The 21034-nt window shown below is 65.0% G+C and carries 20 protein-coding genes; 12 read left to right on the top strand and 8 right to left on the bottom strand.

Translation table 11 applies throughout. The features are described from left to right. Window positions 1–98 precede the first annotated feature (98 nt). Window positions 99–1931 (top strand): glutamine--fructose-6-phosphate transaminase (isomerizing), encoded by a 1833-nt coding sequence (gene glmS / locus Q0319_RS17530; protein WP_299454816.1) that lies wholly within the window; start codon window positions 99–101, stop codon window positions 1929–1931. A 108-nt stretch (window positions 1932–2039) separates the two neighbouring features. Here the strand turns inward: glmS and Q0319_RS17525 are convergent, their stop codons facing one another. Both Q0319_RS17525 and Q0319_RS17520 read right to left on the bottom strand, forming a co-directional pair. Continuing rightward, window positions 2040–3416 carry a GGDEF domain-containing protein gene (locus Q0319_RS17525; protein ID WP_299454813.1) on the bottom strand — a complete coding sequence of 459 codons (1377 nt, stop codon included), beginning with the start codon at window positions 3414–3416 and terminating at the stop codon, window positions 2040–2042. A gap of 389 nt (window positions 3417–3805) precedes the next feature. Next, a complete protein-coding gene (locus tag Q0319_RS17520; protein WP_299454810.1) occupies window positions 3806–4444 on the bottom strand; it encodes a MarR family transcriptional regulator in 639 nt (212 codons plus the stop codon). 194 nt (window positions 4445–4638) lie between these two features. Here Q0319_RS17520 and Q0319_RS17515 point away from each other — a divergent pair, with 194 nt between their 5' ends. The 3 genes from Q0319_RS17515 to Q0319_RS17505 all read left to right on the top strand — a co-directional run bounded on the left by Q0319_RS17515 (window position 4639) and on the right by Q0319_RS17505 (window position 8251). After that, window positions 4639–5646 carry a tripartite tricarboxylate transporter substrate binding protein gene (locus Q0319_RS17515; RefSeq protein WP_296464449.1) on the top strand — a complete coding sequence of 336 codons (1008 nt, stop codon included), beginning with the start codon at window positions 4639–4641 and terminating at the stop codon, window positions 5644–5646. 13 nt (window positions 5647–5659) lie between these two features. Beyond that, window positions 5660–6973, top strand: coding sequence for a Rieske 2Fe-2S domain-containing protein (locus Q0319_RS17510; protein WP_296464452.1), 1314 nt, complete (start codon window positions 5660–5662; stop codon window positions 6971–6973). A gap of 93 nt (window positions 6974–7066) precedes the next feature. After that, window positions 7067–8251 (top strand): Gfo/Idh/MocA family oxidoreductase, encoded by a 1185-nt coding sequence (locus Q0319_RS17505; protein WP_296464455.1) that lies wholly within the window; start codon window positions 7067–7069, stop codon window positions 8249–8251. Between the two features lie 47 nt (window positions 8252–8298). Here the strand turns inward: Q0319_RS17505 and Q0319_RS17500 are convergent, their stop codons facing one another. From Q0319_RS17500 to Q0319_RS17490, 3 genes are all read right to left on the bottom strand, one after another. Continuing rightward, window positions 8299–9069, bottom strand: a complete 771-nt coding sequence (locus Q0319_RS17500; protein WP_299454809.1) for an SAM-dependent methyltransferase — start codon at window positions 9067–9069, stop codon at window positions 8299–8301. Between the two features lie 43 nt (window positions 9070–9112). Further along, window positions 9113–10075, bottom strand: a complete 963-nt coding sequence (locus tag Q0319_RS17495; protein WP_296464462.1) for a LysR substrate-binding domain-containing protein — start codon at window positions 10073–10075, stop codon at window positions 9113–9115. A gap of 79 nt (window positions 10076–10154) precedes the next feature. After that, complete coding sequence (locus Q0319_RS17490; protein WP_296464465.1) at window positions 10155–10931, bottom strand: enoyl-CoA hydratase/isomerase family protein; 777 nt, start codon at window positions 10929–10931, stop codon at window positions 10155–10157. A gap of 158 nt (window positions 10932–11089) precedes the next feature. On the opposite strand from Q0319_RS17490, the gene Q0319_RS17485 reads away from it, so the two are divergent. Together Q0319_RS17485 and Q0319_RS17480 are read left to right on the top strand one after the other, a co-directional pair. Further along, a complete protein-coding gene (locus tag Q0319_RS17485) occupies window positions 11090–11677 on the top strand; it encodes a carboxymuconolactone decarboxylase family protein (protein WP_296464468.1) in 588 nt (195 codons plus the stop codon). A gap of 4 nt (window positions 11678–11681) precedes the next feature. Next, window positions 11682–12515 (top strand): amidohydrolase family protein, encoded by an 834-nt coding sequence (locus Q0319_RS17480; protein WP_296464472.1) that lies wholly within the window; start codon window positions 11682–11684, stop codon window positions 12513–12515. A 7-nt stretch (window positions 12516–12522) separates the two neighbouring features. Here Q0319_RS17480 and Q0319_RS17475 read toward each other — a convergent pair whose 3' ends face one another. Both Q0319_RS17475 and Q0319_RS17470 read right to left on the bottom strand, forming a co-directional pair. Beyond that, complete coding sequence (locus Q0319_RS17475; RefSeq protein ID WP_296464475.1) at window positions 12523–13137, bottom strand: glutathione S-transferase; 615 nt, start codon at window positions 13135–13137, stop codon at window positions 12523–12525. Between the two features lie 16 nt (window positions 13138–13153). Continuing rightward, window positions 13154–14383: a CaiB/BaiF CoA-transferase family protein gene (locus Q0319_RS17470; protein WP_299454806.1), complete on the bottom strand. Its 1230-nt coding sequence runs from the start codon at window positions 14381–14383 to the stop codon at window positions 13154–13156. 280 nt (window positions 14384–14663) lie between these two features. On the opposite strand from Q0319_RS17470, the gene Q0319_RS17465 reads away from it, so the two are divergent. The 4 genes from Q0319_RS17465 (at window position 14664) to Q0319_RS17450 (ending at window position 18658) form a co-directional block, all read left to right on the top strand. Next, complete coding sequence (locus tag Q0319_RS17465) at window positions 14664–15695, top strand: 2-dehydropantoate 2-reductase (protein ID WP_296464479.1); 1032 nt, start codon at window positions 14664–14666, stop codon at window positions 15693–15695. A gap of 120 nt (window positions 15696–15815) precedes the next feature. Beyond that, window positions 15816–16796, top strand: coding sequence for a tripartite tricarboxylate transporter substrate binding protein (locus Q0319_RS17460; protein WP_296464483.1), 981 nt, complete (start codon window positions 15816–15818; stop codon window positions 16794–16796). Between the two features lie 20 nt (window positions 16797–16816). Then, on the top strand, window positions 16817–18103 hold the full coding sequence (locus Q0319_RS17455) for an aconitase family protein (RefSeq protein WP_296464486.1): 1287 nt from the start codon (window positions 16817–16819) through the stop codon (window positions 18101–18103). 9 nt (window positions 18104–18112) lie between these two features. Beyond that, complete coding sequence (locus Q0319_RS17450; protein ID WP_296464489.1) at window positions 18113–18658, top strand: hypothetical protein; 546 nt, start codon at window positions 18113–18115, stop codon at window positions 18656–18658. Here Q0319_RS17450 and Q0319_RS17445 read toward each other — a convergent pair. After that, entirely contained in the window at window positions 18655–19290 is a 636-nt protein-coding gene (locus Q0319_RS17445) for a glutathione S-transferase N-terminal domain-containing protein (protein ID WP_296464493.1), read from the bottom strand. The genes Q0319_RS17450 and Q0319_RS17445 overlap by 4 nt on opposite strands. Window positions 19291–19464: 174 nt before the next feature. On the opposite strand from Q0319_RS17445, the gene Q0319_RS17440 reads away from it, so the two are divergent. Next, a complete protein-coding gene (locus tag Q0319_RS17440) occupies window positions 19465–20334 on the top strand; it encodes a fumarate hydratase (RefSeq protein ID WP_296464496.1) in 870 nt (289 codons plus the stop codon). Window positions 20335–20362: 28 nt separating this feature from the next. Beyond that, the gene (locus Q0319_RS17435; RefSeq protein ID WP_296464498.1) at window positions 20363–20992 is read left to right on the top strand and encodes a fumarate hydratase C-terminal domain-containing protein; all 630 of its coding nucleotides are present in this window, start codon (window positions 20363–20365) and stop codon (window positions 20990–20992) included. Window positions 20993–21034: the final 42 nt, after the last annotated feature.

The following is a 21034-nucleotide window of genomic DNA, read 5'->3' as shown; positions in this document are numbered from 1 at the left end:
TGAAATTTTTATAAGAATTCAAGCAAATTTAGCAATTACATTTCATCCCAAAAGTACCAGAATTTGCCGCACTGCACCGTATCCCAAGGAAAAGCACCATGTGTGGCATCGTCGGCGCCGTCGCCCAACGCGACATCGTTCCCGTCCTGATCGAAGGGCTGAAGCGGCTCGAATACCGCGGCTATGACTCCTGCGGCGTTGCCGTCCACCTAGACGGAGAATTGCGCCGCACCCGCAGCACCTCGCGGGTGGCGCAATTGGAATCCCTGGTCGGCGAAGAACAGCTGACCGGATTCACAGGCATCGCCCACACGCGCTGGGCCACCCATGGCGCGCCGGCCACCAATAACGCCCACCCCCATTTCTCGGCCGACCGCAACGGCCGCAATCGCGTGGCGCTGGTGCATAACGGCATCATCGAGAACTACGAAGACCTGCGGTCCGAACTGCAGGGCTATGGCTACGAATTCGAAAGCCAGACAGACACGGAAGTCATCGCCCACCTGCTCAATCACCTGTACGACGGCGATCTCTTCTCTGCGGTGCAACAAACCGTCAAGCGCCTGCAGGGTGCCTACGCCATCGCGGCATTCTGCCGCGATGAACCCCATCGCGTCGTGGGCGCCCGCCACGGTTCCCCACTCGTGGTAGGCGTCGGTGAGGGCGAAAACTTCCTCGCTTCCGATGCGCTGGCGCTGACCGGCACCTCCAACGACATCATCTATCTGGAAGACGGCGATGTGGTCGACCTCCAGTTGGGACGCGTCTGGATCGTGGACGCCGACGGCAACCAAGTGGAGCGCCCGGTGCGCACGGTCGTCGCCCATACGGCGGCGGCAGACCTGGGCCCCTACCGGCACTACATGCAGAAGGAAATCTTCGAGCAGCCGCGCGCCATCGGAGACACTCTCCAAGACATCGAAACCGTTACCCCCGAACTGTTCGGCGAATCTGCGGACGAAATCTTCCGCGAAGTCGATTCGGTGCTCATCCTGGCTTGCGGCACGAGCTACTACGCCGGCCTGACTGCCAAGTACTGGATCGAAGCCATCGCGCAGGTGCCGGTCGCCGTCGAAATCGCCAGTGAATACCGCTATCGCACGAGCGTGCCCAACCCGCGGGCCTTGGTCGTGACCATCTCGCAATCAGGCGAGACTGCCGACACGCTGGCCGCCCTGAAGCACGCGCAGCAGCAGGGCATGGCCAATACGCTCACGATCTGCAACGTCGCCACCAGCGCCATGGTGCGCGAGTGCAAGCTCAACTTCCTCACCCGCGCCGGCGTGGAAATCGGCGTCGCGTCGACCAAGGCTTTCACGACGCAGCTCGTCGGCCTGTTCCTGCTGACGCTCACCCTGGCCAAGATCAAGGGCCGCCTGACCGACGAACAGGAGGCAGACCACATCCGCACGCTGCGCCACTTGCCCGTTGCCATCCAGGCCGTGCTGGCGCTCGAGCCCCAGATCATCTCCTGGGCGGAAGAGTTCGTGCGCAAGGAAAACGCCTTGTTCCTCGGGCGCGGCATGCACTATCCGATCGCGCTCGAAGGCGCGCTCAAGCTCAAGGAAATCAGTTACATCCATGCCGAGGCCTATCCAGCAGGCGAGCTCAAGCACGGCCCGCTCGCGCTCGTGACCGACCAGATGCCCGTCATCACGGTCGCCCCGCAGGACGCCCTGCTCAAGAAGCTGCAATCCAACATGCAGGAAGTCCGCGCACGCGGCGGCCACCTGTACGTATTCGCAGACGCCGGCAGCAACATCCGCACCGAACCGGGCGTCCACGTGATCCGCATGCCCGAGCACTACGGGTGGCTCTCGCCCATCCTGCACGTCGTGCCCATGCAGCTGCTGGCCTATCACACGGCTTGCGCGCGCGGCACCGACGTCGACAAGCCGCGCAACCTGGCCAAGAGCGTGACGGTGGAGTGACGTAGATTCGACGCTAGACGCCAGCGAACCTGGGCACTAGCCCGGAGGCCACTCCGGGCTAGTGCGTCGCGATGCCGTTGGATCCGCGACCGCGGCGATCGCCGCCCCTTACACGATCGCGGCACGCACCTGATTGCGGCCACGTTCCTTGGCGAGATAGAGTTGCGCATCGGCGACCTCGACCAGTGTCTCCGCGCCGGGGTCGCCCGCCTCCACCGTCGCGACCCCGACGCTTACCGTCACCCACGGAGGAGTAGCGGCGGCGTTCGGCAGGCGGAGCTGCTCGATGTCGCGACGAATCTGCTCCGCCAACTGGCAGGCGCTCTGCGCGGGGGTGGCAGGCAACAGGCATACGAACTCTTCTCCGCCATAGCGAGCCAGGTGGGCTCCCTGCCGGTCGACACTGCGTTCAAGCGACCTGGCGACGGACCGAAGATAGGAATCGCCAGTGAGATGCCCGTACTCGTCATTGATGCGCTTGAACCTATCGACATCGATGGCAAGTAAGCTCAATGGCGTGCCTGTCGCCCGATAGCGGGCATAGGCCGCGGCGAGCCCTTCGTCGAAAGACCGGCGATTCGGAAGCTCGGTCAAGGAGTCCGTCCGCGTAAGCCGCTCCAGTTTCTGGTTGGCTTCGTGCAGCGCGCTTCGCTGTCGCTCGATATATCGATTCTTTTCATTCAACAGCCGCGTCAGGCGGCGATGTCGCTGCAGGGCGACAGACACGACCGCGAGCAAGGCCACGCCTGTGATGCAGGCGTATAGCAACAAGCTGCGTTGATTGCGTTGCTTGACGTAGCGTTCCAACAGGACTCGCTCACCGTCCTGGTGCGCATCAACCGAGGCGGAAATATCGACGGCTGCGAGATAGCGGTTGAATGCGTCCACGAGCAAGGCATGGTCCGGGGCCTTGCTGAAATAGAAGCGGTAGGCGCGAGGGGACTCGTATACGGTGTAAATCACCTCAAGATCGAAGTACTCGTTGTGGTAGCGCTTCTCCTGAAACACATCTTTGTTGAACACGGCGACATCCACCGTGCCCTTGCGCACCACATCGAACAGCCCATTGCTGCTTCTTTCGTTGAACGTGAAGAGTCGATCAGGCGGGACGGTGGCCTTGAGCAAGGGCTCGAGCGCAGCACCTGGCAGATAACCGACCCGATAATTCGACAGGTCGTTGATACCGCGCAATACCACTCCGGAGCCCTGCCGGGCGATGACGGCGTAATAGCTGTTGTAGAACGTGTTCGTGAAAAGTCCGGCTTCTGCCCGTTCTGCTGAATGACTCAGCGGAATGAAAAGGTCCGCCTGCCCAGTCTGCACCTGTCGCAGTTTGTCGTATACGGTTTGATCCCGGCCGGGCGCGATCTCGAAAGAGATGCCCAGCTCCGCGGCGATCAGGCAGAGGACGTCAATCGCGATCCCCTCGTAGGTTCCGCGCTTGGCGTCATACCTAACCAGGGGTGGAGCGTCCACCGCCGCCACTCGCAGGGGAGCCGAAGCCCGCAGTTTGGCGCGGAGCGAATCTCGAATGTTCACGGGCCGCTTGAGCCGGACATTCTGACTACCTTCGCAGGTCGCACCCCCATAAGTCGGCGACTGGGCGCCGTGTGCGCAAGCACCGCACAGCGTGGAGACCGCGACCCATGTCGCTGCGAAGGCTGGACGCAAGCAGTGGAGGGCGGAACTGGTGTCCGGTCTTGGACCGCCTGGACGTGTTCGGTGCTGCCCGACTGGCAGCCATAGGCGTTCAAGCATTCCTTAGGGTGTCGTCACGATGCCGGAGCAATCAGGCGGTCGAAGGAGTTAGTGGCCATATTGTATGTGTATGGGCTTGGCCGGCACTTCTACCTCGTCCGGGACCGTCAGTCATCCTAGCCGGCGACCTTTCTTCCCGGGAGACGGCGCACCTGCGTGCTTGCCGGCTGCGGTTCGGCCCGCCTGGCAGCCTTGCCGGACTGGCGCGCGGCCCGCTCGGAAACGCGCCGCGACAGCTCGCGCGTAGAGGGAATGCGCAGGCTGCGCTCCTCGGCGCGGGCCTCGTCCTCGGCCAAGTTGGAAATGATGCCCAGCAACACCTTGCGGGCGACGCCCACCTCCTCCTCCGTCAGGCCTTGGATGCCTATCCGGTTCACCTCCTCGGCCAGGGGGATGAGGACGCTTTCGAGCTCGCGTCCTTTCTCAGTCAGGTACACGTGCACGTTTTTCTTGTTGCCGGGCAGACGCCGGCGTTCGACGTAGCCCAGCGCCTCCATCGCCTTCAGCGCGCTGAATGTGGTCGGCTCCATGACTCCGGCCTCGGCGCTGAGCTCACGCTGGGTCAACCCATCCTGCTGCCACAGTATGCGCAGGAAGGCCCAATGCCCGAAGGAAACGTGATGCTGGTTCAGGCGCATCTGCAGCGCCCGGATGAAGGCGCGGGTGGCGTCCTTGACCAGGTGCGCCAGGCGATCGTTGGGAACGGCGCTGCGCCAGTGCTCGAGGATTTTTCGAGTGTCTTCTGCGGAACTCATTTTCTGGTGGACCTATGGTTTGCCAATGATACTCGCCGCCCCGCCTACGAACCCGGGGGTTGAAAAATACTTAGCCCTTTAATATTATTACCTTAGAGATCTAATAAAAAGCCGCATGTCCGGGATGGCCCGGCACGGCATTGAAGAAGCGCTCGGAAGAACAGCGCGACCTGCAAAGCCATAAAGGAGACTCCATGAATACTCGCCAACCCCTGCGCAGCTTGCCCAAACGCCTAGCCCGGATCGGACTGGCCGCCCTCCTGACCTGTGCGCCGATGCTGTCCTACGCGGAAGACGTCTCCGAATATCCGTCGCGCCCCGTGCGCTTCATCGTGCCGTACGCCACCGGCGGCCTGCCCGATACCGTCGCGCGCATCGTCGGCCAACGCCTGACCGAAAACCTGGGCAAGTCCTTCGTGGTCGAGAACAAGCCGGGTGCCAACGGCGTCGTGGCCGCGCAAACGCTGATGGGTAGCCCACGAGACGGCTATACCCTGCTGCTTACCGACGGCTCGATGATGTCCATCAACCCGTCGCTCTACAAAGACCTTGCCTATGAGCCGAAGCGCGATTTCATGCCGGTGTCGCTGATCGCCACGTCGCCGCTTTTCATTGCGGCCAGGCCGGACTTTCCTGCCGACACCCTGAAAGATTTCGTGGAACTCGCCAAGACCAGCCCGAAAGGCATCACCTATGGCTCCTCGGGCATCGGAAGCAGCCACCACCTCACCATGGAAGCCTTGAAAAGCGCACTGAACCTCAAGCTGGACCACGTCCCCTTCCGTGGATCGGGCCAGGCCGTTCCCGCGCTCGTGGGCAAGCAGGTCGATATCGTGGTCGCAGCGTTGCCGTCGCTGGCGGGCTTCGCCCAGAAGGGGCAGGCCAAGATTCTCGCGACGAACTCGCTCAAGCGTTCGTCGCTGGCGCCGGACATCCCGGCCGTTTCGGAAATCGTTCCCGGCTTCAACTTCGCCGTGACGGTGGGGCTGCTCGCCCCCGCGGGAACGCCGCCTGAGTTCATGAAGAAGCTCAGCGCCGAAATCGCCAAGGTCGTCAAGCAGCCCGAGGTCATCAAGCAAATGCAAGGCCTGGGCATAGAACCCGTGGGCGGTTCCCCCGAGGAATACGCAAAGGCCATCGATGACGAGGCCGCGCGTTATGCCGGCCCCATCAAGGCCGCGGGGATCAAGCCCGAAAATTGAAGGAGAAAGTAGGATGTTGACGCGTGAAAAAAACGAGCGGCTATGCCGGGTCGAGGGTGATGCGCCCATGGGTGCGCTGATGCGCCGCTTCTGGGTGCCCTTGTGCCTGATCGAGGAGGTATCCGAGCCGGACGGGCCGCCCGTCCACGCGCGCGTGCTGGGCCAAGACCTGGTCGTGTTCCGGGACAGCGAAGGCCGCATTGGCGCATTGGACGAAAAATGCCCGCACCGCCGCGTATCGCTGGTCTACGGCCGCAATGAGGAAGGCGGGCTGCGCTGCCTCTACCATGGCTGGAAGATCGACGTCACCGGGCAGGTAGTGGACATGGCCTCGGAGCCGCAAACCAGCCCCATCGCCTCGAAGATCCGGACCAGGGCCTATCCCACCCGCGAATGGGGCGGCATGGTCTGGGTGTTCCTGGGCAAGGAAGAGGATGCGCCCGAATTCGTTCCACCGCCCTGGGCGCCCGTCAAGGAAGCGAAAGTCTCCATCGCCAAGATTCTGCTGCCCTGCAACTGGGCGCAAATCCTGGAAGGCGCGATCGACTCAGCGCACAGCTCCAGCCTGCACTCGTCCGACTTCGTGCCCGCGAAGGTCAAGGGGGCGGAGGCCACCGACAAGAACTGGCTGCGCCCGTCCACCGACAAATCGCCACGCATGCAGGTCGAGCGCACGCCCTACGGCTTCCGCTACGCCGCCATCCGCACGCCCATCTTCGATGCGGAAACGCACGACTACATCCGGTCCACCGTGTTCGTCGCCCCGTTCACCGTCCTGGTCCCGCCCAACAACCTGTACAACGTCGCCAACGTCAATGTCCCCATGGACGACACGAACACGGCGTTCTATTTCCTGGCCTGGGGCCACCCCAACAAGACTCCGGATACGGAAACCTGGCGCAAGTTCCTGCGTGCGCAGATCGGGCCGGACCTCGATGAACGCTACCGTCCCTACCGCAACCACGAGAACCGCTTCTGGCAGGATCGCCAGGCCATGAAGGCGGGCAACTTCACGGGTATCACCGGCTTCCCGAACCAGGACATCGCCATGTGGGTCACCATGGGCCCCCTCGCGGATCGCTCGGAAGAGCGCCTGGGCACCAGCGACCTCGCCATCGTCGAATTCCGGCGCCGGATGTTGTCCGCGCTGGACGAGTTCGCCGCCGGTGCGGAACCCGTGGGGCTCGGCTCGAACGCCATTCCCAAGGACGTCTGTTCCTTCCAGGCCATCGTGCCCAAGTCCATAGACTGGCGTCAATTCAAGGCCAGCTATGTATGGGACGACGTCCCGGCGAACAAACAGCTCGAGTCCAACTATCAGGTGTAAACGAGCGCGGCGGGCTGAGATTCCCGCCAGGCGCACGCGCGCGCCGGCCTCGCCGGTTCGCGCTGCCAGACCAGACTAACCCAAGGAGTTCCGATGTCGTTGTCTCCGCTGCGGCTGGGCGTCGCCGGCCTTGGCCGGGCGTTCTCCCTGATGCTGCCTACCTTCCTGCGCGACCCGCGCATCGTCCTGGCGGCGGCTTGCGATCCACGCGCCGCGGCACGGGAGCAGTTCGCCCGAGACTTCAACGCGCGGGTATACGATGACATCGAAGCACTAGCGGACGATGCATCGCTAGACGCCATCTACATCGCCAGCCCGCACCAGTTCCACGCACGCCATGCCGAGATCGCCGCCGCCCGCGGCAAGCACGTGCTGGTGGAAAAGCCGATGGCGCTGGCGATGGATGAATGCGACCGCATGATCGACGCCTGCGCGCGCGCAGGCGTGCATCTCATCGTGGGGCATTGCCATAGTTTCGACATGCCCTACCTCAAGACGCGTGAACTGATCGCCAGCGGCGAGTTTGGCGCGGTGCGCATGATCCATGCGCTGAACTACACCGATTACCTGTACCGTCCCCGCCGCCCCGAAGAGCTGGTCACGGCCGAAGGCGGCGGGGCGGTTTTCAGCCAAGCCGCGCACCAGGTGGACATCGTCCGGCTGCTCGCCGGCGCCCGTCCCACGCACCTGCGCGCAGCGGTGGGAAACTGGGATCCGCGCCGCCCCACCGAGGGCGCCTACTCCGCCATGCTCTGGTTCGAATCCGGCGCCTATGCATCCATGTCTTACAACGGCTATGCCCACTTCGATTCGGACGAGTGGACGAACTGGATAGGAGAAATGGGCAACCGCAAGTCGCCCGACGACTACGGCACCGCGCGCAGGAAGCTGGCCGCCATCGCCTCGCCCGAGGACGAAGCCAAGGCCAAGGCCGACGCCACATACGGGGGCACAGCTTACCGGCCACCGGGCAAAGCGCCAGAAGAGCACGCCTACCAACATTTCGGGCCCATCATCGTTTCCTGCGAGCAGGCAGACCTGAGGCCGATGCCCGATGGCATCGCCATTTATGGCGACGACGCCAAGCGTTGGATCCCGCTCGACAAACCGGCCGTGCCCCGCCATGAAGTGATCGATGAATTGACGGCAGCCGTCCAGCAAAACGTCCCCCCTCGCCACGACGGCCGTTGGGCCAAGGCTACGCTGGAGATCTGCCTGGCAATTCTGGAGTCATCGGCGTCGCAACGCGACATTGCCCTCAAGCACCAGGTCGCCTGACGGGAGCGGAACGTGCCTGCCCCCGTCGCATCGCCTTTCCGCGGGCGTCATGGATAATCCCCCGCCGGCTGGTCCAGGAAATCGCCGACGTAGATCAAGTGCTCGAAAGGCAATTCGCGGCGGCCGGCTACATCCACTAGGGTATCGAGCGTGGCGCGCAAGATTTCTTGTTTTTCCGCCCGGCCGGCATGGCACACGACGGCGACCGGCGTGTCGCCGGGATAGGCGCTGCGCAATTCTTCGACCACCCGTGATAGGTCCGTCTTCATGGTGAACAGCACCAACGCGCTGCGACTCTGGGCGAGCACGGAAAGCCGGTCACTTCCCGCATAGCCTTCATTGGCGTTTTTTCCCAGGCTCAGGATGACGGACTGGCTGGTGCGCCCTCCCGTCACGGCGCAGGCCAGCGCCGCATTGGCCGCGGCGAAGCTGGATATCCCTGGCACGACCTGCGGGTTCAAGTCGCGAAAGGCCTGTAGGTATCCAACTTGCGGCCCGTACAGGGTAGGATCGCCATATGTCAGCACGACCGCCGTGCCGCCCGCGGAAACACAGTCCAGGATGGCATTGCGGCGGGCGGCCTCTTCGGCCTCCACCGTCTCGGCCGGAGCCCGGCGACGGGCCATGGGCGTAAACAGGCCGTGCCCGGCCTCCATGAACGGTTTGCCGGCAAGCAGCTCCGCATAGCGCACCGGCGCATCGGCCGGCCCGAGCACCAGGTCGGCAGCGCGGATGATGCGGTCTGCCCGTAGCGTCAGGTGATCGGGATCCCCCGTCCCCAGGCTCACGAGATAAAACTTTCCGTCCTGTATCGGCACAGGCGCCTCCTGCATGATCGATGAAAAATTACGGACGCCTGGCTCAGCGGCTGGACCACCACATGCCGTCGCGCGCCATTTTTTCGACGATCTCGCCGATCAGCGCCGCGATTGCGGACACCGCCTTGCCGGGGCCCTTGTTCTTGGCGAAGGTCAAGGCGACCGTCCGCTGGAATGGAGGGTCCACGATGCGGGCCGCCTGTACCTGGCCGTTTGCCACCTCGGTCCAGACGGCGTGCAAAGGCAGCACGGTATAAAGGCCTTCGCGCGCAACCAGGGAGGCCTGCAACGGCAAGGAGTCTGCTTCGATCACTGGTGCGAGCGTAATGCGTTCCTGGCGCGCCATGGAGTCGAGCGCAGTTCGCAGGCCGTTGGGCGCGCTCGGCAGGATGAAGGGCAACTCATGCAGGCTGCGGAAAGGCACCTCCTCCTGCGCGGTGAGGCGATCGCCGACGGGGCCAATCAGGTAACTGTCGACGGTCGCCAGGCATTGCTCGTGCTCCGGCAAGGAGCCGCCATACCGATACAAAATGCCGATGTCGACGCGCGCATCGGCAAGCCATTCCTCGACTTGCCCGCTCGACCCCTCGAGCACTTTGAGGCTGACTCCGGGATAGCGTGCGCGCACGGCGGTGAACAGCTGCCCCACCAGGTGATGGCCAATGGAGGGTAGCGTGCCGAGCGTGACGCGCCCGCTCGCATCCCGCGCTTGTTCACGGATCTCTCTTTCGAGCTGCTCAGCCTCGGCGAGCAAGGCTCGCACTTGCGGAAAAATGCGCTGCCCTACGTCAGAGAGCTCCACGCCCCGCCCGGTGCGCACGAACAACCTCGTCCCGCATTCGCGTTCGAGCGCATTGAGCTGGCGACTCAATAAGGATTGGTTGCTGTTGAGGAACAGGGCAGCCCGGGTCAGGCTACCCAATTCGCCGATCGCGAGAAACGCCCGCCATTTGTGCAAGCTGGCGGTCACATCCAGCTGGATGCTGGTGGCTTTCGGATGCTGCATTGCAAACAGCGCTCGTCCAGGAGAAGAAGACGAGTTTATACCCACACGCCCCCTGCCGGGGGCGCGAGCCGGGCGAGCGCTAGCGTCCCTTGAATACTGGCGCGCGTTTTTCGCGGAACGCGGCCTGGGCTTCGGCGGCATCCTCGGTAGTAGAGAGGAAGGCGGTCATGTCCTGCTCGTAGCGGTATCCGTCGCGCAGGCTCATGTCCTCGATGGTGTTGAGCGTATGCTTGCCAAGACGGGTAGACACCGGGCTCTTGGAAGCAATGATTCCTGCCACCTCCATGGCAGCGGGCATCAGCTCCTCGGGTGCGGTGCAGGCCTCGACGATGCCCAGCCGATAAAGCTCGGAAGCCGGCACCCGGTGGCCGGTCAGCATCATGCGGCGCAACAGGGAATGAGGGAAGAGGCGCATCGCATGCCTACATCCCCCCATCAACCCGACGTCCACCTCCGGCAGGCCAAGCGTCGCGCGTTCGGACGCCAGGAGCACGTCGGCCGAGGCCACCATGGCGAGCCCGGATCCCAGCGCCGGGCCATTGATCGCCGCCACCACCGGCTTGGCGCACTCGCGAATGGCGTGGAAACACTCGCGGGTTCGCCGCAGGTGGGCAGGCAGGTCGCCCGGCCCCTTGATGACGTCCGCACGGCCTTTGAGGTCGGCCCCCGCGCAGAAAACCTTGCCCGCGCCCGTGAGCACCACCACGCGAACCTCCGGCGTCTCGGATATCCAGTCCATCGCCGCGATCAATTCGTCGTTCAACACGCGGGTCAGCGCATTGACCGGCGGGTTATCCAAAGTCACCACCGCGACGTGGCCGTCCAGGCGGAGCTGCAGCTGCTTGAATTCGTTCATGTGGGAAATAAGCGAAATGCGAGAGGCAATATGACTGGAGCGAGTCTAGGCGCCCCCAAGCCGTGCGCAAAGGCAGACGAGGTCAAGGCTGCTATGCGCCTCGCGCCATAGCGCCTCTCATCCCGGCGTCGGATAATGCGGCCAAAAGCGAGGAGACCATGCCTAGAATCGATTTGCCCACGCCCGAAACCATGACCCCGGAACAGCGCCGGGTGCACGACAAAGTCATTGCCGGCAAGCGCGGCCGGTTGAGGGGCCCCCTGCGCGCGGCCCTGTACAACCCCGAGCTAGCCGACCGCTGGTCGGCGCTCGGCGAGCTGCTGCGCTACGACACTTCGCTTCCTCCTCGCCTGTCGGAGCTGGCCATCCTGGTCACGGCCAGGGCCTGCAGCTCTCCCTTCGAATGGGCCGCGCACCGGACGGAGGCCGAAAAAGCCGGCGTCGAAGAATGGATCATCGAAGCGCTGCGCGAACAGCGCATTCCCGACGAATTGCCGCCGGACGACGCGCTGGTGGTACGCTTCGCCAGCGAATTGAACGCCCACAGGTCCGTGTCCGACGCCACTTACGCCGCCGCGCTGGCGCGATTCGGCCCGCGTACGGTGGTCGAACTGACCGCGCTGGTCGGTTACTACACCTTGGTCGCGATGACCCTGAACGCGCACGAAATACCGCTGGAGCCAGGCGTCGTCGCGGCCTTCCCGCTGCCCCAGGACGACCCGGCGGTCTGGGGAAAGAAGGGGTGACGGCATGAGCACGCAGGCGCAACGTGATTCCACCGCCATCAAGGGGTGGGACTGCCACACCCATCTGCTCGGCCCATACGACCGCTATCCGCTGGCGGCCGAACGCAGTTACACGCCACCCGAGGCGCTGGTCGAAGACCACTCGGCCATGTTGGCCCGCCAGGGGCTATCCCATGCGGTGCTGGTGCATCCGAGCGCCTACGGGGAAAACTACTCCCTGCTGTTCGATGCGCTCGCGAGCTACGCGCACCTGCGCGGCGTGATCGTCGCCCGGCCGGGAACCACGCTCGATCTCACGACCTTGCGCGAACGCGGCGTACGGGCGCTGCGTTACAGCCATCGCAGCGGCGCAGGCGGAAACTTCGCCGGCAGCGCCTCCATCGACGATCTCTCCCAGATGGCGCGTGCCGTGGCCGATGCCGGCCTGCACGTCGAACTCTGGACAGACTGCCAGGCCCTGCCGGGCATCGCGCCGCTGCTGCGCAGCCTTCCTTGTCCCGTGGTGATCGACCACATGGGCAGCTTCGACGTGGCCGCGGGCCCCAACGACCCGGGCTTTCAACAGCTCGTGCGCCTGCTCGGCGAGGGCAAGGCCTGGGTCAAGCTCTCGGCTTACCGCAGCTTGCTAAAGACGGACATGGAGGCGGGGCGCCCCTTCCATCGTGCCTTGCTCGCGGCGAACCCCGAGCAGCTCGTCTGGGGCAGCGACTGGCCCCACATCCGCATCGACCCATGGCCGGACACGCGCAAGCTGTTCGATACTTTCCTCGCCTGGACGGACGACGCATCCCTGGCACGCCGGATACTGGTCGACAACGCCACCCGCCTCTACGCCTAGGCTGGGCTCACCCTTCGAGCACCGGCTCAGTCCGGCGGAACGACGGGCGATCCGCGATCCGGGCGTACCACTCCGCCAGCCGCGGGGCCTGCTCTCGCCACGGCAGCGCCGCAAAGCGGAAGTCGATGTAGCCGAGCGCACACCCGATCGCAATGTGCCCGATGCCGAAAGGCGCGGCCGACAGTGCGGGCACTTCGCTTTCCAGCTGGCGCAGCGATGCGTCGGTCTTGACCCGGAAGGCTTCGATGAGCGCATCCGACTGCTGGGCCGCGGGGCGCTCAGTCTCATTGCGCCACAGGATCAGCACGTCCAGCAGGCCGTCGCCGAACGCGTGCCACCGCAGGGCATGCCACCTCTGGTCGCCCTCGGCCGGGAAAAGCCCGCCCCGGGCCTGCGCATCGAGGTATTCGCATATGACTGCCGAATCGAAAAGCGCCGTCCCGTCGTCCAAGACCAACGTCGGAATCTTGCTCAGCGGGTTGTCACGCATGATCTGCGGATTGGGCTTGAGCATGGCCGCTACCGAGCGCACGCGCTCCACGCGCTCGTCCATGCCGAGCTCATGGAGGCACACCATGACCTTGCGCACGTAGGGCGACTTGGGGGACCAATGGAGTTTCATGCGTCGGCCCCCGCTTTCAGATCACGCCCGCCGCGCGCAAGGCCTGGACGGCGGCGGAGTCATAGCCCAGCTCCTCCAGGATCTCGTCGCTGTGCTGCCCCAACAGCGGCGGCGCCACCATCTCCGGCAGCTCGCCCTCGGTAAATCGCATGGGGCTCGCCACCTGCGGCACGCGCGCCCCGCAGGGATGATCGACATAGCGCAGCATGTCGCGCGCAAGGGTCTGCGGCTCTTCGAACACCTCTGCCACGTTGTTGATGGGCCCGCACGGCACGCCTGCGCGGTCCAACTGCTCCAGCAGCGTCGCGCGGTCGCGGCGCGCGAAGTCCTCGCGCAGCATGGCCGACAACGTCTCGACGTTGCGCACGCGCTGCGCGTTCGTGGCGAAGCGCTCGTCATTCGCCCACTCCGGATGGCCCAGTGCTTCGCACAGCTTGCGGAACTGGCCGTCGTTGCCGACCACGAGAATGATGTCGCCGTCGGCGCACCGATAAACATCCTGCGGCTGGATGTTGGGATGGGCGTTCCCGTTGCGCTTGGGCAACTTCCCGGACACCAGATAATTCATCGCCTGGTTCGCCAGGGTCGCGACCTGCACGTCGAACATGCCGATGTCGATGTACTCTCCCCGGCCCGTCTCGTTGCGGCGGGCCAGCGCGGCGAGCACTGCCACCGCGGCGTACATGCCTGTCATCAAATCCACGATGGGCACGCCCACCTTCTGCGGGCCGCCGCCTGGCCTGTCGTCGCGCTCGCCGGTCACGCTCATCAAGCCGCCCATGGCCTGGATCAGGAAATCGTAGGCAGGCTGATCGCGACGCGGACCGGTTTGCCCGAAGCCGGTGACGGAACAATAAATGAGCCGCGGATTCAGCGCCCGCAGCGAAGCCTGGTCCAAGCCATAGCGGGCGAGCGTGCCGACCTTGTAGTTTTCCAGCACGATGTCGGCGCACATGGCCAGCTCCCTGACGATGCGCTGCCCTTCGGGCTTGTCGAGCGCGATCGTGATCGAGCGCTTGCCACGATTCACTGCAAGGTAATACCCCGCTTCCTTGGTATCCCGGCCTTCGGCGTCCTTCAGGAAGGGCGGCCCCCAGGTGCGGGTATCGTCGCCGCTGCCCGGCCGCTCCACCTTGATGACGTCGGCGCCGAGATCGGCCAGGATCTGGCTGGCCCAAGGCGCCGCCAAGATGCGGCTCAGGTCCAGGACTTTGACGTGCGACAGCGGGCCCGTCCTTCGATGCATACATTCCTCCACGTGTGCGTCGACCGCGCGGAGGCGTCCGATCCGCCCGCGCCCGTCGCCGCAGTGCGGACTCTAGGGGCAGGGCGCGCGCTTGCCTACTACCTGGGCCGGCAAGACTGGAATGCGCCCATACGCATACCGCTGGAGGCGTGGAGGCTATATCTGCCCGGCACAAGCAGAAATGCCTGCGGGCGCATCACGCGGCGAGGCCTAGCCGGAATAATGAATCGGATATCCATGACGGTCCAAGACACCGTCGCCACAAAGGAGACGTATGGGGATGGAAAACAGCCTGGAACAAGGCGCTCCCGCCACTCGCCCGCTCAAGATAGGCGTCGCCGGCGCGGGGGCGATCGGCGGGCTTCTGGCTGCCCGGCTGGCCCTGGCAGGCAACGAGGTCAGCGTGCTGGCCCGTGGCGCTACCTTGCGGGCGATCAACGAGCGAGGCATTGTCTTGCACAGCGGGGGCAAGCAGTCCTGCGCCAAAGTGCGGGCCAGCGACGATCCCTCGCAACTCGGGCCGCAAGACATCCTCATCCTCGCGGTGAAGTCTCCCTCCCTGCCGGAGCTCTCCGACCGACTCGGCCCGATGATGGGGCCCGGCACGGTCGTGCTGCCGGCGCTCAACGGCGTGCCGTGGTGGTTCTTCCAAGCCGGTAGCGGCCCACTGGCCGGCCACCGGCTGCGTACGGTCGACCCAGACGGAAAACTCGAGCGCGCCATTCCGGCAGAAAAGCTCTTGGGGTTCGTCGTTTTCCCCTCATGCTCTTGCCCGGAGCCGGGCGTCGTGGTGCATGCCTCGGGATCGCGCCTCGTGGTGGGCGAACCGGGAGGCGGCGACAGCCCGCGCGCACAAATCGCTGCCCGCGCGCTCGCGCAAGCCGGGTTCGACGCCTCCGCCCATGCGAACATACGCAGTGTCGTCTGGGAAAAATTGCTTGGCAATGCCTGCTTCAATCCCGTCAGCCTGCTGACGGGGTCGGCCACCGACATCCTGATCGACGATGCGCGCGTCAACCGTATGTTCCAGGCCATGATGCGCGAACTCCTCGCAATGGGCGAGGCAATCGGCCTGCCCTTGTCCATTTCTCCTCCCGAGCGCCTGGCCATCACCCGCAAGCTGGGGAACGTCAAGACCTCCATGCTGCAAGACGTGGAAGCCGGCCGCGCGGTCGAGCTGGACAGCATTCTCGGCGCCGCGGTCGAGATCGCCGAGGAGCTCGGCAAGCCCGCGCCGCTGCTGGAAACCGTTTACGCGCTCGCGCGGATACGTGCCGAGAAGCTGGGCCTCTACGCCCGCTCGAGCCGATAACGCGCACGCCATAGCAGCTTTGCGCGACGATGCCTACCGGCCTCGCCCCCTGACCGATACCATGCCCGCACATATTTCCAACAACCAGACGGCGGCCCGACCGCCTGAGAGGAGACTGCCATGTTTGCGAGACTGCTTGCGACATGCCTGATGGCAAGCTGCGCCCTGGGAACATTCTCGACGGCCGCCGTGGCGCAGAGCGGCGATTGGCCGAACCGTCCCATCCGGTTCATCGTGCCCTTCCCTCCGGGTGGCCCCACTGACACCTATGCCCGGGCCATCGCCGGGCCGCTGGGCGAAGCACTAAACCAGAGCGTCGTCGTCGAAAACCGCGGCGGTGCCGGCGGCACCATAGGCACGGCAGCCGTCGCCAAGGCAGCGCCCGACGGTTACACGATGGGCTTCGGCTCAGGCGGTTCGCTCATGGTGATTCCCCACCTGATGAGCGTCCCCTATTCCGTCAAGGACGACTTCGTCTTCGTCTCGAGCCTGGCACAGGTGCCGGCCGTCCTTGCCGTGAACGTCAAGTCCGGCATCACGAGCATGGCCGATTTCATGGAGCGCGCCAAGCGCAATCCCGGCAAGCTGAACTATGGCAGTGCCGGCAACGGCACCATGGTGCACCTGGCCGGCGAGCGCATCAAGCGCGCCACCGGCATGGACATCGTGCACGTCCCCTATGCGGGTGCCGCGCCGGCGATCACCGACCTGCTCGGCAACCAAGTCGAGTCCGTGGTCGCAGACCTCACCCCCATCCTGCCGCACGTCCAATCCGGCAACGTGCGCGTGCTTGTCGTGACGACCGAGAAAAGAACGAGCATGCTGCCCGACACGCCCACGATGGTCGAGCTCGGCTACCCCTCGGTCGTGCAGGCAACCGAATACGGCGTCATCATGCCGGCCGGCACGCCCGCGCCCATCGTCGAGCGCCTGCAGCGCGAGATCGCAAAGGTCATGGCACGCCCCGACGTGCGCAGCACCTATGAAAAAGTGGGCGCGGTGGCCGTTTCCAGCACGCCGGAGCAGTACCGCAAGAATGTCCTCAACAGCTACGAGTTCTGGGGGCAATTCATCAAGGAAACGGGTATTTCGCTCAAGTGAGCGCTCAACGGGACCCAACCATGGCAGCTTCTTCCGGTCAAACCATCGCACAGAAAATCCTGGCGCGCGCGGCGGGACGCGACACGGTGGCGCCAGGCGAGTACGTCAACTGCGTGCCGGACCACGTGGTCACGCAGGAGATGGTCTGGCCCGTGCACAAGCGCAACCTTGAGAAAATCGGGGCGACCAAGTTCGCGCGCCCCGAAAAAGCCATCATCGTCATCGACCATACGCCGGCGGCGGCGACCGGTTCCCCGCATGCTGCAACGCACCACATGCTGCGCAAGTTGACGCGGGAGTTCGGCGTGGAGAACTTCTACGGCCCCAACACCGGGTTGCGCCACTTGGTCCTGGTCGAACGCGGCTTTGCTCGGCCCGGGTCGCTGATTTTTTCCGATGAAGGCAATATCGCGTCGATAGGCGCCGTGGGCGCGCTGAACATACCCATGTCCACCGACGTGCTGGCGCCGCTGCTCAAAGACCAGCACTGGGTCTGCGTCCCCAAGACCGTGCGCATCGAACTGGTCGGCAGCCTGCCCTTCGGCGTGACCGGGCGAGACCTGGTCCAGGCCATCATCCGGGACCACGAACAAGCCGGCACCTTCCTACAGTGCTGCGTCGAATATGGCGGCCCCGCGCTGGCCGGCCTGAGCCTGGACGACAGGCAGGCAATCCTGGCCTCGACCTTCCACACGGGCTCGGACACCGCCATCATGGACGTCGACCAGCGTGCGCTCGAATATGTCGAGGAACGGGCGAACGGCCGCCCTTACGAGGTGGTGCGCAGCGATCCCGACGCCGACTATGCGGCCGTGCTGACTTACGACCTGTCGCAACTCACCCCCATGGTGACGGTGCCTCCCACGCAAAGTGGCGCCGTCGACGTCGCGCAAGTGGCCGGCCGCCGCATCGATCACGCAGCCATCGGCTCTTGTGCCAACAACCGGCTGGAAGACCTACGCGCCGCGGCCGCCATCTTGCGCGGGCGCCGGATTGCCCCCCACGTGACGATGTACATCTCGCCGGGCAGCCAGAACGTCTATGCGGCGGCGGCCCGCGAGGGCCTGCTCGAGGTCTTCGCCGAGGCGGGAGCCACGGTACTGTCGCCGGGCTGCAATACCTGCTGGGGCTACCTGGGGGTGCTGAGCGGCGACGATGTCTCCATCACCACCCACCAATTCAATTACCAAGGCCGCAACGGCAGCACCGAGGCCGCCGTCCACTTGGCATCTCCCTATACCGTCGCCGCCTCGGCCGTCGCAGGAGAAATCACCGATCCCCGTCCGCTGCTGGCGGGCAGGATCTGAGGAACACCAATGAACCAGGCATCCACCTCATCCGCCGCCCGCACCCTCCGGGGCCGGGTCTGGAAATTCGGTGACCAGGTCTGCGGCGACGACGGCATCATCGAATTCGCCGCAGTGCGGGACGGCTTCGGCAAGCCCTTCGACGTCGAATCGCTGCGGCAGATGTGTTTCCGCAAGCTACGGCCCGAGTTTCCGTCTGAAGTCAGGCCCGGGGACATTGTGGTGGGAGGCGCGAACTTCGCGCACCACAACCATGTGGAAGTCAGCGTGGCCCTCAAGGCCTCGGGCATTTCGGCCGTGCTGGTGGAATCCTGCGAGTCGGGGTTCATCCGGCGCGCCATGAGCCAGGGGCTGCCAGTACTGCTGGTGCCCGGCATCACCCGCGTCGTGGAAGACGGCGACGTGATCAGCGTCACGCCGGCCACCGGGAAGATCGAGCTGGCCGACGGCCGCGTCATCGATTCGCCGCCGTTCTCGCCCCAGATGGTGCAAATCTGGGAAGCCGGAGGACTGGTCAACGCGCTCGCGGCCGAATTCGCCGCCTCACGAAGTTAAGCCTGGGGCTGCTGCTGCCGCGGATCGTATTGCACCGTTCGGCGCAGCGATTCGCGCTCGCCCATGCGGTCTGCCCAGGCGGCAAGGCGCGGGCGCGTCGCGCGCCACTGCAAGTCGGCAAAACGGAAGTCCGCATGCCCCAGCCCGACGGCAACGCCCAGATGGCCGATGTCGAATTCCCGGCGGTCGAGCTGGTCGATGGTCGCTTCCAGCGCATCCAGCGTGGCCTGCGCCTTGGCGCGGAAGGCGGCCAGGTGCGCCTGGGATTGCAGCGACGGATCGCGCCCCCGCTCGTTGTTCCAGAGAATGAGGATGTCCGTCAGCCCGTTGCCCAGCGCATGCCAGCGCAGCGCTTCCAGGCGTTGTTCGAAGTCGCGGGGAAAGAGCCGGTTCTTGCGGCTATGGTGGTCCAGGTATTCGCAAATGACCAGCGAGTCGTACAACGCCCTGCCGTCGTCAGTCACCAGGGTGGGAATCTTGCCCAGCGGATTGTCGCGCTCCACGTCGCGATTGACGGTAGACAGCGAGACGATGGACAGCTGGGGCTGGATCTCGCCGTCCAGGCCGGTCTCGATGGCGGCGGCCATTACCTTGCGTACGTATGGGGATCGAGTGGACCAATGCAGCTTCATGCGAAATTCCCGTCGAAACACGTTGCGTGGCGGCCAGTATAGCCAGCACGATACCCCGCGTGCCGGCGGCAAAGCAGGTGTGTCGCGCCGGTGATAGCGGCCGCCCCGGCTGGTCGCTATAGTCGGAATACGAGCCCATGCACCACGCGCGAGTGACGCGCCACAGGGGGAGAGATGGCCATCACCTACGACCTCGTACGGTCGGTCAGCGCCCAGCTCTATGAACGCGCGCTGAAGAAAATTCCCGAAGACACCAAGGCAGCGCTGCGGGCGGCCGAGCAAACGGAGCGCAACGAGGTCGCGCGGGGCACGCTGCGCATCATGCTCCAAAGCGCAGACGCGGCGGAGGCGCGCGCGCATTTCGTGTGCTCCGATTCCGGGGTGCCCGTCTACTTCGTCGGCCTGGGCACGCGCGCCCGCCTGGAGGGCGACATCAAGCGCGCGTTCTCCGACGGCTTCGACGACCTGGTGGCAAGCATCCAGCCGCCCCTGCTCGCCCACGTGACCAATCCGCTCACCAACGAGCGCGGCTACAAGGGCAAGGACATGCCCATCGTCACCTTCGACCTGATCGACGGGGCAGACTACGTCGAGATTACCTGTTCGCCCAAGGCGCTCGGCTCCGGGCGCTGGGCCGCGCTGGAGATTTTCACCTTCCCTACGCTGGAGACCATCGAACGCTACGTCCTGGAGGTCATCCTGAAGGCGGGTTCGCAACATTGCCCGCCTGTGGTAATAGGCGTAGGCATAGGCGGGACCTTCGATTACGCCGCCAAGCTCGCCAAGCAGGCCACCCTGCGCCCCATCGGCTCGGTCAACCCGGAACCCGTGCTGGCCGCGATGGAAAGCCGCTTGAAAGAAGCGGCCAATGCGACGGGTTTCGGGCCCATGGGCACGGGCGGCGACAGCACGGCCATGGCCGTGCACGTGGACTACGCGTCGGGGCACGGCTTCACGCCCGTGGCGGTGTGCTTCAACTGCTGGATCAACCGCCGCACCCGCGCCCGCCTCTACGACTCCGGGCGGGTCGAGATCATCGAATGAAGGCCGGCCTGGCCGAGGAATAGCGACCGTGACCACCTTGCATCATCTCGAGCTCCCCTTGACGGAAGCACAGGCCCGGAGCCTGCGCGTGGGCGACCAGGTCCGGCTTTACGGCGAAGTCGTCCTGTGCGCGGGCATGACCACCCACGAGCGCCTGGCGGCGCTGCTCGACCGTGGCCAAGCCATGCCGACGAACCTGCACGGCGGGGCACTGCTCCATTTGGGCAGCTACAGCCAGGAAAACGATGGACGCTTCGAAGTGCTCTATCTGAACCCTACCACCAGCACGCGCTTCAATGCCTTCATGCCGCGGCTGATCCGCGAGCTCGGGCTGCGGATCACCGGTGGCAAGGGTGGCCTCGACGCGGCGAGCGTCCAGGCCATGCGCGAGGCGGGATGCGTCTATCTGTCTTTCCTCGGTGGCGGCTGCACGCTGCTGTCCGAAGCGATACGGGAAGTGGTCGACGTCCACTGGAATGACCTGGTGCACCACTACCGCCTGGTCAAGCTCAAGGTAGAAGGGCTGGGGCCCGCCACCGTGGGCATCGACGCGCACGGCAACAGCCTATATGGCGACCTCGCGGAAACGGCGCGTAGCCGCCTGCCCGACATCCTCGCCAAGATGGCGGAGCGGCGCACATCGGCCGGGCAGGAATGATCCGGCCGCCGATACGGTGAACTGAAATGGGGTGCCACATCG

The organism is uncultured Pigmentiphaga sp. (genome assembly GCF_937950555.1).
Taxonomy (GTDB): Bacteria; Pseudomonadota; Gammaproteobacteria; order Burkholderiales; family Burkholderiaceae_B; genus Pigmentiphaga.
Note: the sequence above shows the minus strand (reverse complement) of the source record. Positions and strands in the feature narration are given on the sequence as shown.

What these genes read in the sequence shown, in the direction of transcription:
- glmS (WP_299454816.1), top strand. Translation starts at nt 99, where the DNA reads ATGTGTGGCATCGTCGGCGCCGTCGCCCAACGCGACATCGTTCCCGTC.
- Q0319_RS17520 (WP_299454810.1), bottom strand. Translation starts at nt 4,444, where the DNA reads ATGAGTTCCGCAGAAGACACTCGAAAAATCCTCGAGCACTGGCGCAGC.
- Q0319_RS17515 (WP_296464449.1), top strand. Translation starts at nt 4,639, where the DNA reads ATGAATACTCGCCAACCCCTGCGCAGCTTGCCCAAACGCCTAGCCCGG.
- Q0319_RS17510 (WP_296464452.1), top strand. Translation starts at nt 5,660, where the DNA reads ATGTTGACGCGTGAAAAAAACGAGCGGCTATGCCGGGTCGAGGGTGAT.
- Q0319_RS17505 (WP_296464455.1), top strand. Translation starts at nt 7,067, where the DNA reads ATGTCGTTGTCTCCGCTGCGGCTGGGCGTCGCCGGCCTTGGCCGGGCG.
- Q0319_RS17495 (WP_296464462.1), bottom strand. Translation starts at nt 10,075, where the DNA reads ATGCAGCATCCGAAAGCCACCAGCATCCAGCTGGATGTGACCGCCAGC.
- Q0319_RS17490 (WP_296464465.1), bottom strand. Translation starts at nt 10,931, where the DNA reads ATGAACGAATTCAAGCAGCTGCAGCTCCGCCTGGACGGCCACGTCGCG.
- Q0319_RS17485 (WP_296464468.1), top strand. Translation starts at nt 11,090, where the DNA reads ATGCCTAGAATCGATTTGCCCACGCCCGAAACCATGACCCCGGAACAG.
- Q0319_RS17480 (WP_296464472.1), top strand. Translation starts at nt 11,682, where the DNA reads ATGAGCACGCAGGCGCAACGTGATTCCACCGCCATCAAGGGGTGGGAC.
- Q0319_RS17475 (WP_296464475.1), bottom strand. Translation starts at nt 13,137, where the DNA reads ATGAAACTCCATTGGTCCCCCAAGTCGCCCTACGTGCGCAAGGTCATG.
- Q0319_RS17470 (WP_299454806.1), bottom strand. Translation starts at nt 14,383, where the DNA reads ATGCATCGAAGGACGGGCCCGCTGTCGCACGTCAAAGTCCTGGACCTG.
- Q0319_RS17465 (WP_296464479.1), top strand. Translation starts at nt 14,664, where the DNA reads ATGGAAAACAGCCTGGAACAAGGCGCTCCCGCCACTCGCCCGCTCAAG.
- Q0319_RS17460 (WP_296464483.1), top strand. Translation starts at nt 15,816, where the DNA reads ATGTTTGCGAGACTGCTTGCGACATGCCTGATGGCAAGCTGCGCCCTG.
- Q0319_RS17455 (WP_296464486.1), top strand. Translation starts at nt 16,817, where the DNA reads ATGGCAGCTTCTTCCGGTCAAACCATCGCACAGAAAATCCTGGCGCGC.
- Q0319_RS17450 (WP_296464489.1), top strand. Translation starts at nt 18,113, where the DNA reads ATGAACCAGGCATCCACCTCATCCGCCGCCCGCACCCTCCGGGGCCGG.
- Q0319_RS17445 (WP_296464493.1), bottom strand. Translation starts at nt 19,290, where the DNA reads ATGAAGCTGCATTGGTCCACTCGATCCCCATACGTACGCAAGGTAATG.
- Q0319_RS17440 (WP_296464496.1), top strand. Translation starts at nt 19,465, where the DNA reads ATGGCCATCACCTACGACCTCGTACGGTCGGTCAGCGCCCAGCTCTAT.